Genomic DNA, 23,753 nt, shown 5'->3' with positions numbered 1-23,753 from the left:
ATAGTGTATATTTGCAAATTGCTAATAATATGCAAATTGCAAAAATGCTTTTTGCCTTAATACACATAAACCCATCCGAATGAAATTATCTGAATTCAGATTTGATTTACCCCAAAGTCTCATTGCTTTAAACCCAACTGAAAATCGTGAAGATGCACGTATGATGGTTGTGAACCGTAAAGAGAAAACAATTGAACATAAGAAATTTACTGATATCGTTGACTATTTCGGTGAAGGAGATGTATTAGTTACTAACAATACAAAAGTATTCCCTGCGCGCCTATATGGAAACAAGGAAAAAACTGGCGCACAAATTGAAGTCTTTTTATTGCGTGAATTAAATCGCGAACATCGCCTATGGGATGTATTGGTAGATCCAGCACGTAAAATTCGCGTGGGGAATAAATTGTATTTCGGTGATTCAGATTTAGTTGCTGAAGTTATTGATAATACAACCTCACGTGGAAGAACAATCCGATTCCTATATGATGGCGACCATGATGCATTAATGCAAACAATTCATGAGCTAGGAGAGACACCGCTACCCGATGAAATTCGTTTCAAACGTGCTGCTGTAGAAGATGACCGGGAACGTTTTCAAACGATTTATGCTGAACACATTGGTGCTGTTGCGGCGCCAACTGCCGGACTTCATTTTTCGAAAATCGTTATGAGAAAAATGGAATTAAATGGTGTTCAATTCTCCCCTATTACCCTACACATTGGTCTGGGGACATTTCGTCAAGTAGATGTTGAGGATTTAACAAAACATAAAACAGATTCGGAACATTTCATGATTGAACCCGATACTTGTACGTACGTAAATGATGCGATAGACAATAAAAAACAAGTATTAGCTATCGGAACAACGGTAATGAAGGCATTGGAATCATCGGTATCAGCAAGTGGTCACTTAAAACCCATCAATAGCTGGACAGATAAATTCATTTTCCCACCATACGAGTTCAAGATTCCTACGGCCTTATTGACCAACTTCCATTTACCTGAATCGATTTTATTAATGATGACTTCAGCTTTTGGTGGTTATGAATTAGTACAAGAAGCTTATAAACAAGCCATTAAAGAGAAATACCGATTCTTTAGCTATGGCGACGTGATGTTAATCATTTAATCATCTAAAAGGGTTTGTTTTGAAAAAAATAGCAATAATTGTGGCAGGAGGTTCTGGACAGCGAATGAACAGCTCCGTCGCAAAACAGTTTTTGCTTCTTCGAAACAAACCCATTTTATTTCATACGCTTTTGGCTTTCAAAGTCGCAGACCCGAGTACAACATTAATCGTTGTACTTCCAGCCAATCAAATCGATTATTGGCAGGCATTATGTAAACAATTCCCTGAAATTGAACAAAAGGCACCTCATCAAGTGGTTGCTGGGGGTGAAACACGTTTTCATTCGAGTAAAAATGGTATTAACACCCTCGTTGACAGGGAAGAATGTTTGGTAGCAATACATGATGGCGTACGCCCATTAATTGATCCAGAAACGATAAATAAAGCATTCTCGCATGCAGAAAAAGTTGGGAATTGTGTAGTAGCTGTATCAAGTAAAGATTCTATTCGCTTTTGGGATTCGGAATCTCAAAGTTTCAAGTCGGTCTTGCGCGACGAGGTGAAAATCATCCAAACCCCGCAAATTTTCGCACTTTCAAGTCTAAAAAAAGCATTCGATCAAGAATTTTCTCCACTCTTTACAGATGATGCGAGTGTAATTGAGGCTACAGGAGAAACCATTCATTTGATAGAAGGCACCTATACGAATTTAAAAATAACGACGCCGGAGGATTTGCTCGTGGCAGAATCGATATTACAACCTAAGTGAAATATGAATAAGACTTGGAATTGGATTGCAAATCAAATTTTGGCCTATAAAATTGGTATTTTAATTACCATAAGTGCGCTAACGGTCGCTTTCATATATGAAGCAAGTCAAATACAATTGAGCTATGAATTAGCTAAAATTCTCCCCAAAACGGATGAACGTTTCCAATTGTATGAGTCATTTAAGAAGAAATATGGCGAAGATGGTAACATCATGGTCATAGGCCTTGAAAATCCTGAAATCTTTACGCCTACCGAATTTGATGCTTGGAATAAATTATACCAAGATGTAAAGCATCAAGCTGGAATTAAATCTATTTTAGCATTACCCAACCTACCCATTTTATATCTTGATAGTTCAGCAAATCAATTTAAATCTAAATTGGCTTATGAAGGAAATGATCGAAGTTCACAAGTTCAGCTGAATCAATTAAAAGATCGATTGGCCCAACTGCCTATCTACCGAAATTTTCTTTATACCGAAGATCTCAAGGTCCATATGATGTTAATTACATTGGACCAAAAAACAATAAATAATAAAAGCAGAATAACCTTAGTAAAAAACATTAAAAAACTGGGGGATGATTATGCTCAAAGGACAAAACATCCAGTTCATTATTCTGGAATGCCATTTATCCGAACTGAATTAACTGCGCAGGTCACCAATGAACTTGTATTGTTTTTAGGTCTTGCCATTTTCGTTACTTCACTTATCCTATTTTACTTTTTCAGATCAGTAAAAGTTGTTTTCTTTGCTTTAATCGTCATTTTAATAGGCATAGTCGCCTCCCTAGCTACCATTGTATTTTTTGGCTATAAAATAACCTTACTCTCTGGCTTAATACCCCCACTTATTGTTGTTATCGGGGTTCCCAATGCCATATTTTTATTGAATAAATACCACGAAACCTATCTAATTACACAAAACAAAGAAGCCTCTTTAATTGAAAGCACAGGAACAGTCGGGCGAACATTGTTTTTGGCCAATTTAACTACCTCCATTGGTTTTGGTGTTTTTGCCTTTACGGGATCAGCTCTATTGGTCGAGTTTGGTGTTGTTGCAGCGCTAAATGTCATGCTGACATTCTTGCTCTCCCTTCTGCTAATCCCCATCTTTTTTAGTTATTTAAATCCGCCCAAAGCAAAGGATTTGGCACATTTCGAGTCTAAAAAGGTCAACAAGGTGTTAGCTTTTGTCGAAACCTGGGTGTTTAATCATCGTCGGTATATATATGGAATCATTGGAATTATTTTAAGCATTTCACTTTATGGCTTAACCAAAATCGAAGCGGTGGGATACATTGTAGATGATTTACCACAGGATAATGCCATTTATACTGATCTTAAATTCATTGAAAAACATTTCAAGGGAGTCATGCCATTTGAGGTTTCCATTGATGCGAATGAAGCTGGGCGGGCCTTGACACCTGAAATATTGTCAAAAATGAAACGTACAGAAAAACTTCTCGCAAAATATCCAGAATTCACTCAAGGAATTTCCCTACTCACAGCAACCAAGTACTTGTATCAAGTGTATCGTGGCGGCGATCCAAAATATTTTACGCTACCAGGAATTGATGAATTATCAAAGCTTAAAGAGTTTAACAGCAGTTTAAATGGGAAAAATAATCTTTTCAACGGTTTTTTAGATAAAGAGAAAAGATTTACACGCATTAGTTTTCAAATGGCAGATGTGGGTACAGTGCGTACCAGACAACTTTTTAATGAAATTCAACCCAAGATTGATAGTATATTTCGAACAGATGTCGAGACAGGAGAAATCCTTCCAGTGACCGACAAGCGTGCCTACAATGCCAAAGTAACAGGCAATTCAGTCATTTATGCATTTCAAACAGAATACTTGCAACGGAACCTAATTGAAAGTACACTTACCGCCATATTTTTGATTTGCGTTTTAATGGCATTTTTGTTCAGGAGTTGGAAAATGGTTATTATATCCACCCTCCCAAGCCTTATTCCACTTATCATTACGGCAGGATTAATGGGCTATTTTCACATCGCGCTAAAACCTAGTACAATTTTGATTTTTTCCATTGCATTTGGTATCTCAAGTGACGGGACCATCTATTTTTTAACCCGGTACAAAGAGGAGTGGCTGAAGAATGCCAATAATGTAAAATTAGCAGTTCAGATTACTATTCAAAAAACAGGCGTATCTATGTTTTATACGGCTATGATTCTGTTTTTTGGTTTTTTCATCTTTACTGCATCTACGTTCAAAGGAACCCAAGCTTTGGGGGTTTTGGTTTCAATTACCCTTTTAATGGCAATGTTTTGTAACCTTGTGCTATTACCCGCTTTCCTCATGGGAATGAATAAAAAAGAGGTTGAGTCATTAATTGAAGAAGTATAATGGAGGAAACAAAAACCATTTATACCCTTCAATTTTGGTTGCTATGTCTTAGTAATTTTTTATTCTCAGCTAGTTTTTCAATGATAATTCCTGAATTGCCTGATTATTTGGCAAGCATGGGAGGAAAAGCCTACATTGGTTACACCATCGCCTTATTTACGCTCACTGCAGGATTAAGTAGACCATTTTCTGGTAAACTTACAGACCACATCGGTCGCGTCCCCGTTATGGCGTTCGGATCCATTGTCTGCTTTATATGTGGGGGATTGTATCCATTAATTCATACCGTACAAGGGTTTCTATTTCTTCGCTTCTTACACGGAATGTCTACAGGTACAAAACCTACAGCAACCGCCGCTTATGTTGCCGATATAATTCCAGAAAACCGCCGAGGAGAAGCTCAAGGTGGATTAGGCATATTCACAGCGACAGGCATGTCCATCGGGCCTGCGATTGGTAGCTATTTAGCGAGTACAGTAGGCCTGCAAGAAATGTTTTGGATTTCATCCTTATTTGCTTTATTCTCAATTTTAATCTTGATGCGCATGAAGGAAACCTTGCCGAAGGCGATGAAATCCAAGTTCTCCTTGAGGCTTTTCAAAATTTCTTGGGATGATGTATTTGAACCAAAAATTTTACCCGTATTTTGGATTATGCTGCTCGTTTCTTTCTCATCTGGCGTAATCGTTACCCTATTACCTGATATCTCTAAATTAATTGGATGGCATAACAAAGGGCTATACTTTACGATTTATACCATTGCATCCATTTTAGTACGCATATTCTTCTCGAAAAGTTCAGATCAATATGGGCGCATTCCTATCCTGTTAATTTCTACATTAATATTAACTGCCTCCATGGGTGTCATGCTTATTGATTTAAATAGTTTTACCGTGGTTCTTTCCGCTGTACTTTTTGGTATTGCCTGGGGATTCAATACCCCAACTTTAGCGGCTTGGACGACTGATTTAGCTCATAAAAATCATATGGGGAGGGCAATGGCCACCATGTATATCGCATTAGAGCTTGGAATAGGGTTAGGGGCATTTTTCTCTGGAATAATTTATGAGGGTTTGCAAGAAAGAATCCCAATCCCCTTTATTCTATCTGGATTATTCGCAATTACTTCGTTTGTTCTATTGTTAAACTATTTCAAAAACTGGCAAAAAAATGAAATTTGAAGACTATCTCATGAGTAAAAACATAAATTCTGAAGCATTTAAAGTAGCAGAATTGAGTCAATTTTTGACTTGGGAAAATGCTTTTAATCAGATGCATCCGAATAGCTTTACAGAACAATATAAATTCCAACTCAATAAAATACGACGTAAATACATTTTAAAAAATACGTTTTAAGCGTTTAATTTTTAAACTTTTACGATATTTTATTGCAATATTTAAATAAATAAATCTTTAGAATAGGTAAAAGAAACAAATCCATGAGATTTGTGTTTGGAAATAATACAACAATTCAATATGCAAGCGAGTGATTTAGAAAATCTGTTTCCCAAAGCAACAGATATCCCCAAAGAATTTGATTTAACGCAACCGATCGAGCAACGTGAATATTTGGTCAACGGAGAAATGCGCAAATGGAATGGCAAAACCCAAGATGTTTGGTCGCCTATCTACGTACAATCAGCCAAAGGTTTTGAGCAAAAACGCATTGGATCCTATCCAATTACAGATGCTACTGATGCCATGGAAGTACTGTACGCCGGTGTTAAAGCGTATTCAAATGGTCGCGGCGAATGGCCGTCTATGTCGGTAAGCCAACGAATCGAATGCGTGGAAAAATTTACTCAAAAGATGATTCAAAAACGTGATGAAGTTGTTAAACTTCTTATGTGGGAAATCGGTAAATCTTTAGGTGATTCTCAAAAGGAATTTGATCGTACCGTTCAATACATTTACGATACAATTGGTGCTTTAAAAGATATCGATCGTACCTCGTCAACTTTCTTGATTGAAGAAGGAATTATAGGACAAGTGCGTCGTTCACCCTTAGGTGTCGTATTGTGTATGGGACCATTCAACTATCCATTGAATGAAACCTTCACAACATTGATTCCTGCGCTAATCATGGGAAACACCGTACTTTTCAAACCACCAAAACACGGTACATTATTACATTACCCACTTTTACAAGCTTTCAAAGATTCATTCCCTGCAGGGGTAATTAATACTTTGTATGGTCGCGGAAATTCAATCATTCCTCAGTTAATGGAGTCAGGCAAAATCGATGTGTTAACCTTAATTGGTTCTTCTAAAGTTGCCGACAAGTTGAAGAAAATGCACCCTAAGGTAAATCGTTTACGTGCCATTTTAGGGCTTGATGCTAAAAACGCGGCGATCGTAACGGAGAGTGCACAATTAGACGTAGCAATTAATGAATGTTTATTGGGTTCGTTATCCTTCAATGGCCAACGTTGTACGGCGATTAAAATTATTTTTGTTCATAAATCTTTAGCTGAGGCATTTAACAAAGGTTTAGCAGAAAAAATTGAAACATTGAAAATTGGCATGATGTGGGAACCAGGCGTACAAATTACTCCCCTACCTGAACCCAATAAGCCCGCTTACCTGAAAGAATTGATCGAAGATGCCAAATTACACGGGGCAAAGGTGATCAATAAGCACGGGGGTGAAAACTTCAAATCCCTATTCTTTCCGGCATTATTATATCCGGTGAATACTAAAATGAAAGTTTGGCATGAAGAACAGTTTGGACCAGTGGTTCCAGTTGTTCCTTTTGAGGATTTAGCTACCCCCATTGAATACATTCATGAGTCGTCACACGGCCAACAAGTTGCTATATTTGGAACAGATGTTAACCAAATCTCTGAGTTGATTGATGAGACGGTAAATCAAGTTTCCCGAGTTAATATAAATGCTCAATGTCAACGCGGGCCGGATTCATTCCCATTCACGGGTCGTAAAGATTCTGCAGAAGGAACCTTATCCGTAACTGCCGCATTACGTTCATTCTCGATTCGTACCGTGGTTGCGACGAAAGCAAACCAACTGAATAAGGATTTGGTAAATCAAATCGTTGAAAACCAACAATCAAACTTCCTTTCAACTCGGTTCATTTTATAGATAAACGCAATAAAAAAAGCCTCGACAAAAATCGAGGCTTTTTTTATGCTTCAGGAAATTAGATTATAATTTTGCCCGTTGAGCTTTTACAGCAGAATCCATAATGTATTCATCATACGTCATTAATTTATCCAAATGTGAGTTAGAACCCAATTCAATCACCCGATTGGCAACCGTATTTGTCAGTTGGTGGTCATGGCAAGTGAATAAAATCGTTCCCGGAAACTCAACCATTCCATTATTCAATGCGGTAATTGATTCCAAATCCAAGTGATTTGTAGGCTCATCAAATAGACATACGTTTGCTCCGGAAAGCATCATGCGAGAAAACATACAGCGTTGTTTCTCTCCTCCTGAAATGACTGTAGACTTTTTCAAAGCCTCTTCCCCAGAGAATAACATGCGGCCTAAGAAGCCACGAATAAAACTTTCATCTTTCTCAACCGAATATTGGCGCAACCAATCAACCAAATTCATAGAATCATCATTGAAATATGCAGCGTTATCATTGGGCAAATAAGTTTGTGTGGTAGTAACCCCCCACTTGAATTCACCAGATGTAGCTTTAGCCTCCCCCATTAAAATGTCAAACAATGCAGTAATGGCTAATGAATCTTTAGCTAAAAAAGCCACTTTGTCGCCTTTGTTTATCGTGAAAGACACATTCGTAAATAATGGAACTCCATCCTCCGTGCTTGCCGATAAATTTTCAACACTCAACAGTTGATCACCAGCTTCACGTTCAGGTTTAAAGTTGATAAATGGATATTTTCTTGATGATGGCTTAATGTCATCTACTTGCAATTTATCCAACATCTTTTGACGAGAAGTCGCTTGCTTCGACTTGGCTACATTCGCAGAGAATCGACGGATGAATTCTTCCAATTCTTTCCGTTTTTCATCCGTTTTTTTATTCTGATCTTGACGCTGACGCGCTGCTAATTGAGAGGATTCATACCAGAAAGTATAAGTCCCTCCATATAGTTGAATTTTCCCAAAATCTAAATCGGCAATGTGGGTACACACATTATCCAAGAAGTGACGATCGTGAGAAACAACAATAACCGTATTTTTAAAGTTTTGTAAAAAGCCTTCTAACCAAAGAATCGAATCAATATCCAAGTTATTCGTAGGCTCATCCAATAAAAGAATATCAGGATTTCCAAAAAGCGCTTGAGCTAAAAGCACCTTCACTTTCTCAGAACCATTTAAATCACGCAACAATGTATAATGGATATCTTCCTTAATGCCTAGTCCACTCAGTAAAGTTGCCGCTTCAGACTCTGCTTCCCATCCATTTAACTCGGCAAATTCAGCCTCTAAATCCGCTGCTTTATTTCCATCCGCTTCTGTAAAATCTTCCTTCATGTAAATGGCATCCTTTTCTTGCATGATATCATAAAGACGCTTATTGCCCATGATAACGGTTTGAAGCACAGGAAACTCCTCATACTCGAAGTGATTTTGCTTCAATATCGACATCCGTTCTCCCGGATTCATTGAAATACTTCCGGTTTGAGAATCAATTTCACCGGACAGAATTTTTAGAAAAGTTGATTTTCCCGCACCATTAGCCCCAATAAGACCATAACAGTTACCTTCGGTAAACTTGATATTTACTTCTTCAAATAATATTCTTTTCCCAAAACGAAGGGAAACGTTTGATACTGATAACATACGAATTGGATTAAATAGGGCGCAAAATTACGCATTTTGAGGCTAGAAAAAAATTCTATTTTTTATCTATTGTCCTATTTTTTTTGCAATTTCGGGCACTTTGATTGAAATCAACCTTGCAAACAGACTTACCAACGAATCCGGTTATTGCGCCAACTACCTTATTTTTACAGGTTAGTGAGCAAGGAATTCGATTGCCTGGAGAAAAAGTGAATTATTGGAAAAACGCCACTCAGAGCCTGATAAAGCAGTTGGAAGCATTTCAAATAGATAAATCCAGTGTACAAGTCGTAGAAATTGAAATCGTTCATCCTGCTTTTTTGTTAGTACCTAACGCTTACAATGACCCTTTGTATCGTATGGCTTTTTTAGAGAAAGCACTTGGGGAGAATTGTATGGATGGGGTGGAAATGCATGAACAATCCTGCAGTTTAGTGGAATCAACTATGTTATTTTTAGTTTCAAGTAGTTGGAAAGATCAGTTATCGGCTATTTTCCCACTTGCAAAAATCAACTACCAGCATATACTAGGCAATGAAATTCAAAAAGCTAAATTGTATATTCACCCAAGAATACACATCTTTTTACAAGAGAGCCATGCCTATATTACTTATTTTCAACATGGAAAACTTCAATTAATTAACGTTTTCCCATACGAACATGAATTAGCCCTAGCCTTTTATCTGCATTCAATTCGTGATGCATTTAACATTCAATGGAATCAAGAATCCATTCGAATTCAAGGTCCAGACGCCCAAAATCAAGAACTTATCGAAAATTTAATTCGATTGAACATACCACTAGCATGAAAAAAACAGCCTTTTTCCCAGGATCTTTTGACCCATTCACCAAAGGACATGAGGATATTGTCCTGAGAGCTCTGACATTATTCGATGAAATTGTCATTGGAATAGGACAAAATTCAAACAAAAATAGGTATTTCAATTTAGAAAAGATGAAGGGATACATCGAGAATACCTTTCAAGGAATGCCTGTTCGTGTTGTTACCTATCAAGACCTTACTGCGAATGTCGCCAAGGAAGTGGGTGCTAAATTCATTATAAGGGGATTACGCAATACAACTGATTTCGAATATGAAAACTCGATTTCGCAAGTTAATCGGCATATCAACGGGGAACTTGAAACGGTCTTCCTGATTACCTCACCCCATTTAGCCCCTATCAGCTCTACGATTATTCGCGATTTACATCGCTATGGTAGCCAAATCGACCAATATTTACCCTATACTTTAGACGGAATCTGAGTTTCTTGAAACTTGATAATTACGTAGCGTATCGACGAATAGGTATCTGATATTGCTTTATTCATGGCAATTTGAGATAGCCATTCAACTTTTTCAATGTGCTCTTCAGATTGAGGAATCAATTTATCCACATGCTTACTTCGCATGCTATACCATTTTGTCTTTTTTAAGATCCGTTGGTTTTTGTGTGAATAGGTATGATAGGTAGTACAAACCTTATCAATTAGAGATGCTTTAACATTACACTCTTCTGCGACTTCGCGTACCGCAGCACTCTTGAAATTTTCATTTTTCTCTAACTTCCCTTTTGGCAAATCCCATTTACCTAATCTGTAAATCCATAAAACCTCGTCAGATTCATTCTGAACAACTCCGCCAGCAGCCTCAATAACCGTATATAAGGAACAAATCTTCTCTTTTAGGGCTTGTTTGATACCTGTCAATATATACAAAGAATGAAAATCGAAAGGTTTCTTGCCGTGTAATTCTTCAATTATCTTCTCCATTTGATCCACGCTAACATTTAAAAGACAAGTATGTCCTTTAAAATCCGCAATTTTAATCGGCTTTAATCGACCATCAATAATCACATCAAAATCCTCCATCGGCGGATAGCTATGCTTTTTCTTACGATTAATTAATTTGATCGGGCGATCGTCAATAAAAATGACCATTATGGAAATTTAATTTTGGCAAAAATAGAATTAAATAATGATAAGATAAGCCGAAAAAACTATTTTTGTAATTATCTACTAGAAACAATATCGCATGTCCAATTTGACCATTTCACAAGAAGTTGCCCAACATTTATTACGAATCAAAGCAATCCAACTGCGTCCTGACCAACCATTTACTTGGGCATCCGGTTGGAAATCACCCATTTATTGTGATAATCGGATTTCCTTGTCTGATCCTGAGGCGAGAACCTACATCAAAAACAGCCTTTCTGCTATAATAAAAGGTTATTTTAAAGACGTAGATGTGATAGCAGGGGTTGCAACTGCAGGCATAGCACAAGGAGCCTTGGTAGCTGATTTCTTAGATTTACCATTCTGTTATGTACGTCCAGAACCCAAGAAACATGGTATGGGAAATCAAATTGAAGGATTTGTAAAACCAGGACAAAAAGCTGTATTGATTGAAGATTTAATCTCGACAGGGGGAAGTTCTTTGAAAGCAGCAGATGCCTTACAAAAAGAGGGTGTGGAAGTCTTAGGCATGGCTGCTATATTTACCTATGGATTTGGTATTGCAGATGAAAATTTCCAAAATGCCGGAATACCCTTAGTGACCTTATCTAGTTATGATGTTTTAGTTGAAGAAGCTATCAAATTGAGTTATATATCAGATACCCAATTAGTGACCCTACAGGATTGGCGAGTTAACCCAAGCACATGGGGCATTTAATTTTTTAATCGATAGGCATAACCCGGCAACGCCTTAATCAAGCCTTGAAATTCTAAATTCAATAAGGTGATCGCCAAATCGGTCACCTTTTTTTGTAGCTTCCACGCAATCGTATCTAAATTCATCTCCCCATTTTGGACTAACAAAGCCATAATCTCGGTTTCGCTTTCCGTTAAGCGTGACCAGTTCAATCCTTTTGTCGGTTTAAGTTGTTGGCCTTCATGCACCCAATTCATTTGCTGGCACAATGCATCAAAATCCGTATAAATAACTGCCTTATTTTTTTGAATGAGCCGATTGCATCCTGCCGAAAACATTTTATCAAGATTCCCAGGAATAGCAAATACTTCACGATGGTAATTATTGGCATAATCAGCCGTAATTAAAGCACCTCCCTTTTCGGCGGCCTCTACAACCACGGTTGCGTCAGACATTCCGGCAATAATTCGATTTCGTAATGGGAAAAATCGGGGATCGGACTTTTGGTGCAACGGATGTTCAGAAATAATACCTCCGTGTGCAACGAGGGCTTCCAGATATTGCTTGTGCTTGGCAGGATAAATATGATTAAAACCACCGGCCAGCACTGCTATATTGGGAATTTGATACTGCATACAGGTACGATGTACTTCAATGTCTATCCCGTAAGCTAAACCAGAAATAAAAAGTGCTTGAGAACCCACAGATTGAGCAACCAAATTCTGAGTAGTTCGCTTCCCATAATCTGTAGCCTTTCGTGTGCCCACCACAGCCAAGAATCGTTCCTGATTTAAATCAACTGAACCTGAAAAATACAGTACCAATGGGGCATCGTAAATTTGCTTTAATCGGTCAGGATAAACTTTATCTGTATAAAATAGTACTTGTATGTTGGCTTTGAGGCAAGCATCTAAAATACTGGCAGCTTCTTGCAAAACATGTTGCTGGGTTACCGCTTGCGCCAAAACAGGCCCAATGTGCGGTATTTTCTGTAATTCAGATGAACGCGCTTTAAATATTGCTTCAGCAGATGAAGTATAAGCAATTAATCTGCGCGCGTTGACTACGCCAATTTGAGGAATACGAGAAAGAGCAATTTGGTAAAGTAATTCCGATGCCATTCGTTTCGATTAAGAAACCAAGCTACAAGAGAATTAGGCTAAATCATCAGAAATAACTTGTAAAAAGCGTCGAATATCAACTAACTGGTCAATTACAACCTGATTCGGGTTTTTGGGAGAACCATTTTTCTTGATAGCTAATTTGGCACCTTCGATGGTAAGTCCTTGTTTGTCAATTAGGTTAACTAAAACTGCGATTTTCTCGATATCAACTGGTGTATATTTTCGAATCCCCTTCCCAGTTCTTTTAGGTAACAAATGCGGAAATTGGGTTTCCCAATAACGTAATTTAGACGTATTAACCTTAAACAGGTCAGCAACCTCGGAAATCAAATAATATTGCTTGTCTAAATTCATAAAAGCCCCTATTTGGTTCAAAAATTCATCAAAAAAAACTAATTTTGTTATTCTTGTTTAAACAAAAATAAACAAGCAAGCCAATTAAACCAACCCAATACCAAAATAAGCGAAAATGACTTCTACGGAGATCCGCCAACAGTTTTTAGATTTCTTCAAATCCAAAGGACACCTGATTGTACCTTCAGCGCCTTTGGTGGCGAAAAATGACCCAACCCTTTTGTTTAACAATTCGGGAATGGCGCAATTTAAAGACTTTTTCTTGGGCAATGGAACTCCTCCATCGAAGCGCATCGCGGATACACAAAAATGTTTACGTGTATCAGGAAAGCACAATGACTTAGAAGATGTGGGATTTGATACCTACCATCATACCATGTTTGAAATGTTGGGCAACTGGTCTTTTGGTGATTACTTCAAACAAGAGGCATTAACCTGGTCCTGGGAATTGTTGACAGAGGTATTTAAACTACCGAAAGATCGAATTTATGTATCGGTTTTTGAAGGTGATGAAAAAGATGGTGTTCCATTCGATCAAGAAGCTTTTGATATTTGGAAAGCGATTGTAGGGGAAGATCGAATCATCTACGGAAATAAAAAAGATAATTTTTGGGAAATGGGTGAAACAGGTCCATGCGGCCCTTGTTCTGAAATACACATTGATTTACGCAATGCTGATGAGGTAGCCAACGTTTCTGGAAAATCCTTAGTCAATGCGGATCACCCTCAGGTTGTGGAAATTTGGAATAATGTTTTCATGCAGTTTGAACGTATGTCGGACGGTTCATTGGTCCCATTACCAAACAAACACGTCGATACGGGAATGGGCTTTGAGCGCCTTTGCATGGCGATTCAAGGCAAGCAATCCAACTACGATACCGACGTGTTTCAAGGTACGATTCAATACTTAGCTGAAAAAGCAGGGAAAAAATACGGTGAAGAAAAATGGGCAGATATTGCCATGCGCGTAATTTCAGATCATATTCGTGCCATTGCCTTTTGTATTGCTGATGGCCAATTACCATCCAATGCGAAAGCAGGTTACGTAATACGTCGTATTTTACGTCGGGCTGTACGCTATGGATACACCTATTTAGGCTTTAAAGAGCCATTTATGCACGAATTAGTCCCCTTGTTGGCCAAACAATTCACCGGTGTATTTGATGAATTAATCGCTCAAGAAGCTTTTGTAGCAAAAGTGATTTATGAGGAAGAGGTTTCTTTCCTTCGCACCTTATCAACTGGTTTAATTCGTTTAGACAAGTTGATGGAAGATTGTTCTAGCAAAGTTTTATCAGGAGATGATGTATTTGAATTGAATGACACCTATGGTTTCCCGATCGACTTAACGGCTTTGATAGCGCGAGAAAAAGGTTTGGATATTGATGAGGCAGGATTCAACAAAGCATTGCAAGAACAAAAAGCACGCTCTCGAAAAGATGCAGGAGCGAGTGCTGGCGATTGGGTAATTATTCGCGAAGGAGAAGAAGTTGCATTTGTAGGCTATGATGAAACAAGTACGACGACTCAAGTTTTAAAATATCAAAAGATTGAAAATAAGGCTGGCGTTCAATATAAAGTCGTTTTGGAAACAACACCCTTCTATGCTGAATCAGGAGGCCAGGTTGGGGATATTGGAACATTGACTTTCAAGCCATCAGGCGTTTCTCTTCAAGTACTTGATACGAAAAAAGAGAATGATCTCATTGTTCATTTCTTGAGTGATGCGCGTATTGAACAGGTTGCTACAGATGCCGAAGTAATTGCCTTAATCGATGTGAATCGACGTCGGAAAATTACGCAAAACCATTCTGCCACACACTTGGTGCAAGCTGCTTTGCAAGAAGTACTTGGTAAACATGTGGCACAAAAAGGATCTTTAGTCAATCAGGACTTATTGCGTTTCGACTTTTCTCATTTCCAAAAAGTAAGCGACGAAGAAATCCTAAAAATCGAGCAAATAGTTAATGCCAAAATTGCGGAAAATATTCCATTGCTTGAAGAAAGAAATGTACCCATCGCACAAGCGAAGGAAAAAGGTGCTATGGCCTTATTTGGCGAAAAATACGGCGATTTTGTCCGTGTAATCACCTTTGACAAAAACTATTCTGTAGAACTTTGTGGAGGAACCCATGTTCCAGCCACCGGTGAAATTGGTTTATGTAAAATTATTACAGAAACATCAGTGGCAACGGGCGTACGTAGAATAGAGGCGATTACTTCCCAACAAGCGTATGCATTATTAAGTGAACAAGAGGCCCTTATCACTGAGTTACATGCTTTGTTAAAAGCACCAAAAGACTTAGTGAAAGCCATAGCCTCTTTAATCGAACAAAATAATCAATTACAAAAAACCGTACAGTCCTATCAAGCAAAAGAAATCAGTGAGTTAAAATCCATTTTGGTAAATCAAATTGTTTCGAAAAATGATGTACCAACCTTGATTCAACAAGTTTCTGTACCTTCAGCGGATTCTTTGAAGAATTTAGCCTTTGATATACAGACTGAAGCAGGAAGTTTGTTTTGTTTATTGGTTGCTGAAATTGACGGAAAGGCTAGTTTAGCCTTAGCCATTTCTAAGGATTTGGTTGACTCCAAATCATTGAACGCTGGTACAATTGTTCGCGAATTAGCCAAAGAAGTTCAAGGAGGGGGTGGTGGCCAGGCTTTTTTAGCTACGGCAGGCGGTCAGAATCCAGCAGGTTTAACTAAAGTCATTGAATCAGCACAAAACTATTTATAAGGATGATTGCATCCATTCCCTATGTGTCCTTAGCAGAAGTATCTGATCAGCTGGATACATGGGGAAGCTCAGGCATACCTTTCGTGTTTTTCATTAATTATGACGGCACAAAAGCATGGGGCGGAACCAGAGAAGAAGCGAATGCTTTGGGAATTCATTTTGCCATTCGGGAAGCAATTCAAATCCATTCGAATGCTTACCAATTTTCAAAAAGCCCCATCTCATTCGAAGAATACTATGCCAAATTTCAACATGTTCAAGCTGGATTACGTTATGGTGATAGTTTTTTAGTCAATTTAACGGCCGAAACACCCATTGAGACAGATGCAAGTTTGGAACTAATTTTCCAACAAGCCCAAGCGCCATATAAACTTTATGTTGAGGATGATTTTGTCGTTTTCTCACCGGAATGTTTCATTCAAATACGAGGAAATAAAATCTATTCATATCCCATGAAAGGAACATCTGCAGTAGATGATCGAGGACCGGAAATTTTACAAAATGACCCTAAAGAACAGGCCGAACATGCTACCATTGTTGATTTGATCCGCAATGACTTGAGTCAAGTTGCCTTCCCGGTTCACGTAGAAAAGTACAAATACATTGAAGCGGTAAAAACGCATGAAGGGAATCTTTGGCAAATGTCATCCGTCATTTCTGGGGAATTACATCCTGAATTTCAAGGTAAAATCGGTCAAATTCTACAAAAGTTATTACCCGCTGGTTCCATAACAGGAGCACCTAAATCCTCTACCATGCGAATAATCAAAGAAGCGGAAGCATATGACCGCGGATTTTACACCGGTATTATGGGCGAATTTGATGGTGCAAATTTGGATACGGGTGTCATGATTCGTTTCATTGAACAACGCGGAAATAGCAAAATATTCAAAAGTGGTGGCGGTCTAACAGTGAATGCCAGCGCCCGAAACGAATATGACGAATTAATTCAAAAAGTATATCTCCCCTTTTAATTATGTTCTCTTTTTTAGAAACCATCTGCATCAGTAAAGGACAAGCTCAGCATGTTGACTATCATCAAATGCGTGTCAATGAAACTTTTGATGCCTTTTTCCCAGCATGGGAAGCATTCGATGTGATGGAGGAAATTCAAAAAATCGAATTACCCAAAGAAGGAATTCACCGCTTACGCATAATCTATGCCGAAGATCCACAAAAGATTGAAGTAATACCATATGAGCTCAAGAACATACAAACGTTCGCTTTAGTAGATAGTGGTGAAATTGATTATGGGTTCAAATGGGCTGAACGGGGCTTTTTTAAGACGATATTGGAGGAACATCCGAATGCAGACGAAGTTATTTTCCACAAAGACGGAATTATTCAGGACTGTACCATCGCGAATTTAGCTTTTTTAAAGGACGGCATTTGGTATACTCCTGAAGCTCCCATGCATTGGGGAACAACGCGCGCCCGTTTGTTGGTCACTGATCAAGTGGAAGAAACTGATATTTTAGTGTCGGAATTACACCAATATGAGCGTATTTGCCTAATAAATGTATTTCGCCCTTTATCACTGGAAAACTCGATTGTCATCACGGATGCAATTGTGTAAATTCACATCATGAGTAGTACCAAAAGTCCCGCTTTTTTATTGCACCAGAAATTCCCCTTTGAACCTACCCCTTCACAGGCTGAATTATTCAATAAATTAAGCACTTTCATTCTCAATGAAGACGAATGGGCCCCTTTAACCTTTATTATTCGAGGCTATGCCGGTACCGGAAAAACAACCGTTATTTCAACATTAATTAAAATTCTAGGGACATTTTCCTATAAAACGCAATTATTGGCACCAACGGGGCGGGCGGCCAAAGTAATGGCCAATTATTCCAAAAAGAAAGCCTCAACGATTCATAAAAAGATTTACCGACAAGTTAGTAACCCTAATTCAGGGGCATTGGTATTTCAGCGAATGAATAATTATGCCACGAATACGGTATTTATTGTTGATGAGGCATCCATGATAACGGATGAGTCAGAGTTTGGACAAAACAGTTTATTGACAGATCTCATTGAATATGTATTTACCAATCCAGAAAATGGACATACAGGAAATAAATTGATATTTGTGGGAGATACGGCACAATTACCACCTGTAGGTAAAACCTTGTCACCAGCACTTTCGAAAGACTATGTCGCCAATGAATTTCATATGGACGTTATGGAACATGAATTAGTTGATGTCATGCGCCAAGATATTCATTCGGGCATTTTGTATAATGCAACCAATTTACGTGGTTTATTGGCCAATAATTCCCATGTAATTCAATTTAATACGGCATCATTTAAGGACTTTTTTCGTATGACGGGTGAAAAAATGGAGGATGGCATGCATTATGCTTACCGAAAATTTGGCAAGGAGGATACGATTGTATTGACGCGTTCGAATAAAAGTGCGGTGCAATTCAACGAATTTGTTCGTCGGACAATTCTATACCAAGAAGACGAAATTTCATCTGGGGATCTATTAATGATTGTTCGAAATAATTACCATTGGTTGGACGAAGACTCACCTGCGGGATTTATTGCAAATGGGGATTTCGTGGAAGTAATGAAGATTAGAAAAGAAGAAGAAATGCATGGCCTACGATTCATGAATGTTATTCTACGTTTATGCGATTATGAAGAACATCCTGAGATTGAAGCCAAAATTCTGTTAGATACCTTGCATTCTGCCGAATCAGCGCTAGGAAAAGAAGCGAACAAAAAGCTTTATGATTCTGTATGCGAAGATTATGCACACCTAACAAAAAAGAAAGAACGCTTAGAAGCCATACGCAAAGATCCCTATTTAAATGCGTTACAAGTCAAATTTGCCTATGCTTTGACTACACATAAATCACAAGGTGGCCAATGGAAGGCCGTATTTGTTGACCAAGGCTATTTAAAAGAAGACCAAGTAGACGCGGAGTATATTCGATGGTTATATACAGCCATTACACGCGCCACGCACGAATTGTTTTTAGTCAATTTCCACGAACGCTTTTTTATAAATTAAACAAAGTTGCAAGGCCATTATCAACTAGTTGGCCATTTTTAATTGTAAGGCCCTTAGTCAAAGCTTCATTCTTTTCACAAGCAGCTTCAAATCCATAATTTGCAATCAACAAGGCATAGGGCAATGTAGCTTGCGTCAAGGCTTGAGTTGAAGTTTGAGGCACGGCTCCCGGCATGTTTGCGACACAATAGTGCAAGATTCCGTCAACGGTAAATACGGGATTTTCATGGGTGGTAGGCTTACACGTTTCAATACAACCCCCTTGGTCAACAGCCACATCCACCAAAACGGTGCCTGGCTGCATACGCAATAAATCTTCTTTTTTAATAAGGTGAGGAGCCTTTGCCCCATGCAATAAAACAGCACCAATAACTAGGTCTACCTGAGGAAGGTGTTCTTGAATTGCCAATTCCGTTGAATAATGTGTTGCTACATTCGCAGGCATCACATCACTTAAATAACGTAAACGAGCTAAATTGGTATCCATTATGGTGACATTAGCACCTAAACCAGCAGCCATTTTTGCCGCTTGAGTTCCTACTACGCCGCCACCTAAAATTAAAACATTGGCAGGTTTTACTCCTGGTACCCCACCCAACATTTTGCCTTTACCACCTTGGGGTTTACCTAGAAAATAAGCTCCTACTTGGATGGCCATACGACCCGCTACTTCAGACATAGGCGTTAAAAGTGGAAGCGTTCGATCAGGTAATTCGACCGTTTCATAAGCGATGCAAGTAGCTTTGGATTGAATCATAGCCTCTGTCAACTCACGAGAAGCAGCAAAATGAAAATACGTAAAAAGAATTTGATTCGGTTTAATTAAGGCATATTCCATAGGCAATGGCTCTTTGACCTTGATAATCATATCGGCTATTTCATAAACAGCAGCAGCAGATGGCAAAATAGAGGCACCTACCTGTACATAAGACTCGTCAGGGAATCCTGAGCCTATACCAGCCAATGTTTCCACATAAACTGTATGACCAGCCTTAATTAAACTATGAGCACCAGCAGGAGTTAAACCCACTCGAAACTCTTGATTCTTGATTTCTTTAGGAACTGCGATATTCATAGGACATGGGGTTATAAATAAGAACAGCCAACGAAAAATTCGCTGGCCGTTACCTTTGATGAAGTATAATACAACACAAATATAGTACTGGCCATAAATATTTTGGTCGCACACCTTAAAATAAGAAATAATTTCTAACTAAATTTATATTGATAAAAAATTTTCCTAATTCCAAGGGGAATATCACAGATAAACCGAAAACTTTATGGCGAATAAACCCAATTTAGATGCTGTGGATATTAGCATATTGAAAATTATTCAAGAAAATAGTCAAAAAACACTGAAAGAAATTGCCGAACAGGTCAATTTATCCTTAAGTCCAACACATGATCGGGTTAAAAGATTAGAATCAGATGGATACATTCAAGGATACGTAGGATTGTTAAATCGGAAAAAGCTCAACTTGGGTCTACTTGTACATTGTCAGGTCACCTTGGAAAAACAAAACAGAAAAAACTTTACGGAGTTCGAATCGGCAATTAAGGCATTTCCAGAAGTCATTTCATGCCATTTGGTATCAGGTAATTTTGACTATTATTTAAATGTACTAAGCACAGATGTAGAGAGTTACAACCGGTTTTACCAAGAAAAATTGGCGGTATTGCCATCAGTTGCCCACATCAGTAGTTTATTTGTTATGGATGAAATTAAGTCTACAACCGCGTTGCCGTTAATTTAATTTGTATCTTTGCCATTCAATGGGATCGACCGGTTTTGACAGCTTAAGTAGATCGGTTGTAAGCACGTCGGGAGTTGGAGGCATTTCCTGTTTAAAAAACCTTCAAATTATAGCTGGCAATACTTCGTATGCCATGGCTGCTTAGTCTGATAGACTAACCAATTGCCATCGTTCCACCCCGGCCAAACTCTGCCGCTAGGGAATCTGGGGCGTCGACCATGCAGAGTCGATGAATGCGATTTCGCTAAGCGTTCATTAGTATCCAGCGAATAAGTGTTTAATAAGGTCTGATCTGAACCTGTTGAGCATCGAAAAATGATCAAATCTAAACGTGTAGAAAGCTTCAGGTTTCTAGGTTTGGACGAGGGTTCGAATCCCTCCGATTCCACGAAAATACCCGTAGGGTTAAACAATTTTAAAAGGCTTGGCAATTTTTTGTCAAGCCTTTTTTCATGGAATCAGCCAAAGAAACCACAAGTTTATAGAATATTATTTCTCGAAACAAAGCAAAAATATGACAGTGGTGTTAACGTTTTGACAGATTTACCAATATATTTACGGCTGTTTGAAAACCCAAATCCATGAAAAAACTATTTACCCTTTTTATTTTAGCATTTGCTACGGTAGTAAAAGCACAAACAGACACCACTGAAGTTTTAGAAGACTATAGTCAATATGGCGAGGCTGATGGTGTTATTCGTTATTGTACTCAAAAAGTATTAAACCAAACACCCCAACGAATTATAAGTATCGGATACGATTATAATGCCGATTTTCATATGCCAGGTATTCGTTTCAGTGAATCAAATACAATACCCCAAGAATTTCATGTAAACCGAGTAAACATGTTACGTGCGCAGGTGAACATACCGGTAATTGCTACGAATAAGTTTATTTGGCAGTTAGGTGCTAATTATTGGAGCTCACAATTTGCATTTGAAAATAAACAAGTAAACAATCCATTTGTAAGTGCTTTACAATCCAATGCTTTAGTGAGTACAGGGATTAATACAACAATCTTTAAACCACTAAATGAGCGAAATTTCTTAATCTTTCAGGCTAGTGCTGATATCAATGGCGTCTTCCCAAAGCTAGGCGATATTGATTCAAAAGCATTAACCTTAAGCGCAACGGGTATTTATGGTTGGAAAATATCTGAATCAAACATGATAGGTACGGGTATTGCAAGAACATACCGCGCAGGTAGATTAATATATGTTCCAGTAGTACTTTGGAATAAAACCTTCAATGATCGCTGGGGAATGGAACTACTATTGCCTGCCAAAGGATTTGTTCGATACAACTTCTCCACATCTAGTATGCTACAGCTTGGCTTCGAATTAGAAGGAAATCAGTTTTATACCAAATTACCTCAGAGTAAAAATGGCGAAGGATTCATTCAGCGCGGTGAATTTAAGCCGAGAATCATGTGGGATAAAAAAATCACAGGATTTCTTTGGTTTAATGTTCAAGCAGGACTACGCTACAATTACCGATTTGATGTAATGAATAAATTTGACGGGAAAGATGAAAGTGATCGATTCTTTACAAGCCAATTGGGCAATCCGATGTATATCAACTTTAGTTTGAATTTCGTTTCACCATAAAAAAAGGCCTCAATTATTGAGGCCTTTTTTTATAAATACTCTAGTATTACTTCACTTGTCTTGTCCAAGTATCCGTTCTACCTATTAGAGAAACGCCAATATAACCACGGACCTCTAACGTATTATTATTGATTAACTTCATCGTAGAAGAATAAGTATTTCCATTCTTCGGATCATAAATATTTCCTTCATCCCACACATTGTTCCCTTTAGGAACAAAGCCCCAAATATTAATCAAACCTAATACGGGTCTTTTACGCGCAGCTTCATCAGACTGATTCTTATCTAATTTTGGCTTACCAGTTTCAGGGTCAATGGGTTCTTTTAACCAAACCACTTTGCCTTGATACTTATCCCCATTCTTATAAATCTTCACCATGGCATTACCCTCCCCTGTTTTCCAAACACCAACAATGGCATCAGGATTATCACCCAAAAAACTAAATGAGGATGCCGAAACAAATACCGCAAGACTTAACAAAGCCCAAGCAAAAGATTTTCTTTTAATTAAAAATACATTTTTCATAATCATAATTTATGTTGATTGATAAAATTAATAAACAATAGTTAAATCTACAATTGGATTAAAACACGCAAGGAAATGAAATCAAATTTTTCGCTTAAATAACCACCCCAGCCAAATTCCGCAAAGAGCCCAGCCTACAACTGCGTCAATCAATTGCGCTCTCAGATCAAAAACGGGATACCAAATATGTTCAGTGTAAGCAACATTGGCAAAAGCCATGAACCCAACGACAATGCTTAATCTAATAATAAGACCTCTCGTTGGATTTTTAAGGTGTTTAATTATCCAAATCAACAAAATAGCAAGTAAAATATTGACCACCGCTCCACGAAGCATATTGGATAACATGTCCACTTCATATGCATCATAATACCGGATAATAGCCCAAGGTTTACCCTGAATAGATTGAGTAAAGGATTCCATTTGATCCATTGATAATTCATCTTTCATTCGAGGTAAAATATACCCACCCGGGTTCTTAATATGTGTCTTTAATGCAATCAGAACCGAATCTTGCCCAGGAGAATATTTCTGACTAGGTTCATGCAGATTAAATGCCATGTGTGATATTGCCTGCCAAATGAAAATAATCAATCCACCTACTACTCCACCCAAAAGTGTCTTTTTCATGATTAACTTAAATTAAGATTCATTAATAGAAAAATAAAAGATTTTGAAATGCAAAACTGTTCAATAGCGCAATTAATTCATAAATAAACTCAAAAAAATATTATTAAACTTATCTACAAAAAGTAAATAATGTTTAATATATTTTGAATTGGTTAAAACATATTACTAAAATTTAAAGTAAGGAATCTGTTTTAAACCGTTAACTAACTAATTAAATCTTACAGCGCTATTTTTCTTGATTTTTTTTATAAAATCAACGTTAAACATCTTAAAGAAAATAAACATGAAAAATAAATTAATCATTGCCATTGGTTCAGTCTCAGTCCTAGTATTGGGCAGTCTATTTTATTTAT

21 protein-coding genes and 1 other RNA gene are annotated in these 23,753 nt (G+C 37.9%); 15 read left to right on the top strand and 7 right to left on the bottom strand.

The window, feature by feature from the left end; translation table 11 throughout:
* Positions 1–79 precede the first annotated feature (79 nt).
* The 5 genes from queA (at position 80) to ACIQZ2_RS09735 (ending at position 7,313) form a co-directional block, all read left to right on the top strand.
* Positions 80–1,132 (top strand): tRNA preQ1(34) S-adenosylmethionine ribosyltransferase-isomerase QueA, encoded by a 1,053-nt coding sequence (gene queA / locus ACIQZ2_RS09755; RefSeq protein ID WP_395768668.1) that lies wholly within the window; start codon positions 80–82, stop codon positions 1,130–1,132.
* Positions 1,133–1,151: 19 nt separating this feature from the next.
* Positions 1,152–1,841: a 2-C-methyl-D-erythritol 4-phosphate cytidylyltransferase gene (locus ACIQZ2_RS09750; RefSeq protein WP_395768667.1), complete on the top strand. Its 690-nt coding sequence runs from the start codon at positions 1,152–1,154 to the stop codon at positions 1,839–1,841.
* Between the two features lie 3 nt (positions 1,842–1,844).
* Complete coding sequence (locus ACIQZ2_RS09745; RefSeq protein WP_395768666.1) at positions 1,845–4,214, top strand: RND family transporter; 2,370 nt, start codon at positions 1,845–1,847, stop codon at positions 4,212–4,214.
* Positions 4,214–5,395, top strand: a complete 1,182-nt coding sequence (locus ACIQZ2_RS09740; RefSeq protein ID WP_395768665.1) for an MFS transporter — start codon at positions 4,214–4,216, stop codon at positions 5,393–5,395. The genes ACIQZ2_RS09745 and ACIQZ2_RS09740 overlap by 1 nt, the downstream gene beginning before the upstream one ends.
* 295 nt (positions 5,396–5,690) lie before the next feature.
* A complete protein-coding gene (locus tag ACIQZ2_RS09735) occupies positions 5,691–7,313 on the top strand; it encodes an NADP-dependent glyceraldehyde-3-phosphate dehydrogenase (RefSeq protein WP_395768664.1) in 1,623 nt (540 codons plus the stop codon).
* Positions 7,314–7,376: 63 nt separating this feature from the next.
* Here the strand turns inward: ACIQZ2_RS09735 and ACIQZ2_RS09730 are convergent, their stop codons facing one another.
* Positions 7,377–8,990 carry an ABC-F family ATP-binding cassette domain-containing protein gene (locus ACIQZ2_RS09730; protein ID WP_395768663.1) on the bottom strand — a complete coding sequence of 538 codons (1,614 nt, stop codon included), beginning with the start codon at positions 8,988–8,990 and terminating at the stop codon, positions 7,377–7,379.
* A 104-nt stretch (positions 8,991–9,094) separates the two neighbouring features.
* Here ACIQZ2_RS09730 and ACIQZ2_RS09725 point away from each other — a divergent pair, with 104 nt between their 5' ends.
* Both ACIQZ2_RS09725 and coaD read left to right on the top strand, forming a co-directional pair.
* Entirely contained in the window at positions 9,095–9,799 is a 705-nt protein-coding gene (locus ACIQZ2_RS09725) for a DUF3822 family protein (protein ID WP_395768662.1), read from the top strand.
* Positions 9,796–10,254, top strand: coding sequence for a pantetheine-phosphate adenylyltransferase (gene coaD, locus ACIQZ2_RS09720; protein WP_395768661.1), 459 nt, complete (start codon positions 9,796–9,798; stop codon positions 10,252–10,254). The genes ACIQZ2_RS09725 and coaD overlap by 4 nt, the downstream gene beginning before the upstream one ends.
* Here coaD and ACIQZ2_RS09715 read toward each other — a convergent pair.
* Positions 10,233–10,928 (bottom strand): NUDIX hydrolase, encoded by a 696-nt coding sequence (locus tag ACIQZ2_RS09715; RefSeq protein WP_395768660.1) that lies wholly within the window; start codon positions 10,926–10,928, stop codon positions 10,233–10,235. The genes coaD and ACIQZ2_RS09715 overlap by 22 nt on opposite strands.
* A 94-nt stretch (positions 10,929–11,022) precedes the next feature.
* On the opposite strand from ACIQZ2_RS09715, the gene pyrE reads away from it, so the two are divergent.
* Positions 11,023–11,661, top strand: coding sequence for an orotate phosphoribosyltransferase (pyrE, locus tag ACIQZ2_RS09710; RefSeq protein ID WP_395768659.1), 639 nt, complete (start codon positions 11,023–11,025; stop codon positions 11,659–11,661).
* Here pyrE and dprA read toward each other — a convergent pair.
* Both dprA and ACIQZ2_RS09700 read right to left on the bottom strand, forming a co-directional pair.
* Positions 11,658–12,761 carry a DNA-processing protein DprA gene (gene dprA / locus ACIQZ2_RS09705; RefSeq protein WP_395768658.1) on the bottom strand — a complete coding sequence of 368 codons (1,104 nt, stop codon included), beginning with the start codon at positions 12,759–12,761 and terminating at the stop codon, positions 11,658–11,660. The genes pyrE and dprA overlap by 4 nt on opposite strands.
* A gap of 33 nt (positions 12,762–12,794) precedes the next feature.
* Positions 12,795–13,118: a MerR family transcriptional regulator gene (locus ACIQZ2_RS09700; protein ID WP_395768657.1), complete on the bottom strand. Its 324-nt coding sequence runs from the start codon at positions 13,116–13,118 to the stop codon at positions 12,795–12,797.
* Between the two features lie 115 nt (positions 13,119–13,233).
* On the opposite strand from ACIQZ2_RS09700, the gene alaS reads away from it, so the two are divergent.
* The 4 genes from alaS to ACIQZ2_RS09680 are packed head-to-tail and all read left to right on the top strand — an operon-like array spanning position 13,234 to position 18,883.
* Positions 13,234–15,861, top strand: a complete 2,628-nt coding sequence (gene alaS, locus ACIQZ2_RS09695; protein WP_395768656.1) for an alanine--tRNA ligase — start codon at positions 13,234–13,236, stop codon at positions 15,859–15,861.
* Positions 15,862–15,863: 2 nt separating this feature from the next.
* Complete coding sequence (locus tag ACIQZ2_RS09690) at positions 15,864–16,835, top strand: aminodeoxychorismate synthase component I (RefSeq protein ID WP_395768655.1); 972 nt, start codon at positions 15,864–15,866, stop codon at positions 16,833–16,835.
* Positions 16,836–16,837: 2 nt separating this feature from the next.
* The gene (locus ACIQZ2_RS09685; RefSeq protein ID WP_395768654.1) at positions 16,838–17,437 is read left to right on the top strand and encodes an aminotransferase class IV; all 600 of its coding nucleotides are present in this window, start codon (positions 16,838–16,840) and stop codon (positions 17,435–17,437) included.
* Between the two features lie 9 nt (positions 17,438–17,446).
* Positions 17,447–18,883 carry an ATP-dependent RecD-like DNA helicase gene (locus ACIQZ2_RS09680; RefSeq protein ID WP_395768653.1) on the top strand — a complete coding sequence of 479 codons (1,437 nt, stop codon included), beginning with the start codon at positions 17,447–17,449 and terminating at the stop codon, positions 18,881–18,883.
* Here the strand turns inward: ACIQZ2_RS09680 and ald are convergent.
* Complete coding sequence (gene ald, locus ACIQZ2_RS09675) at positions 18,873–19,958, bottom strand: alanine dehydrogenase (RefSeq protein ID WP_395768652.1); 1,086 nt, start codon at positions 19,956–19,958, stop codon at positions 18,873–18,875. The two genes, ACIQZ2_RS09680 and ald, sit on opposite strands and share 11 nt — an antisense overlap.
* Positions 19,959–20,163: 205 nt before the next feature.
* Between ald and ACIQZ2_RS09670 the strand changes: the two genes are divergently transcribed.
* The 3 genes from ACIQZ2_RS09670 (at position 20,164) to ACIQZ2_RS09660 (ending at position 22,244) form a co-directional block, all read left to right on the top strand.
* Entirely contained in the window at positions 20,164–20,637 is a 474-nt protein-coding gene (locus ACIQZ2_RS09670) for an Lrp/AsnC family transcriptional regulator (RefSeq protein ID WP_395768651.1), read from the top strand.
* A gap of 21 nt (positions 20,638–20,658) precedes the next feature.
* Positions 20,659–21,028, top strand: a transfer-messenger RNA (tmRNA) gene (gene ssrA, locus ACIQZ2_RS09665).
* A gap of 190 nt (positions 21,029–21,218) precedes the next feature.
* Complete coding sequence (locus tag ACIQZ2_RS09660; protein WP_395768650.1) at positions 21,219–22,244, top strand: DUF6268 family outer membrane beta-barrel protein; 1,026 nt, start codon at positions 21,219–21,221, stop codon at positions 22,242–22,244.
* A 46-nt stretch (positions 22,245–22,290) separates the two neighbouring features.
* On the opposite strand, the gene ACIQZ2_RS09655 is transcribed toward ACIQZ2_RS09660, so the two are convergent.
* Both ACIQZ2_RS09655 and ACIQZ2_RS09650 read right to left on the bottom strand, forming a co-directional pair.
* On the bottom strand, positions 22,291–22,770 hold the full coding sequence (locus ACIQZ2_RS09655) for a DUF2147 domain-containing protein (RefSeq protein WP_395768649.1): 480 nt from the start codon (positions 22,768–22,770) through the stop codon (positions 22,291–22,293).
* Between the two features lie 81 nt (positions 22,771–22,851).
* A complete protein-coding gene (locus ACIQZ2_RS09650) occupies positions 22,852–23,400 on the bottom strand; it encodes a hypothetical protein (RefSeq protein ID WP_395768648.1) in 549 nt (182 codons plus the stop codon).
* Between the last annotated feature and the right edge of the window lie 353 nt (positions 23,401–23,753).

Origin of the sequence: Aquirufa sp. (genome assembly GCF_044342065.1) — a bacterium.
Classification (GTDB): Bacteria; Bacteroidota; Bacteroidia; order Cytophagales; family Spirosomataceae; genus Aquirufa.
Note: the sequence above shows the minus strand (reverse complement) of the source record. Positions and strands in the feature narration are given on the sequence as shown.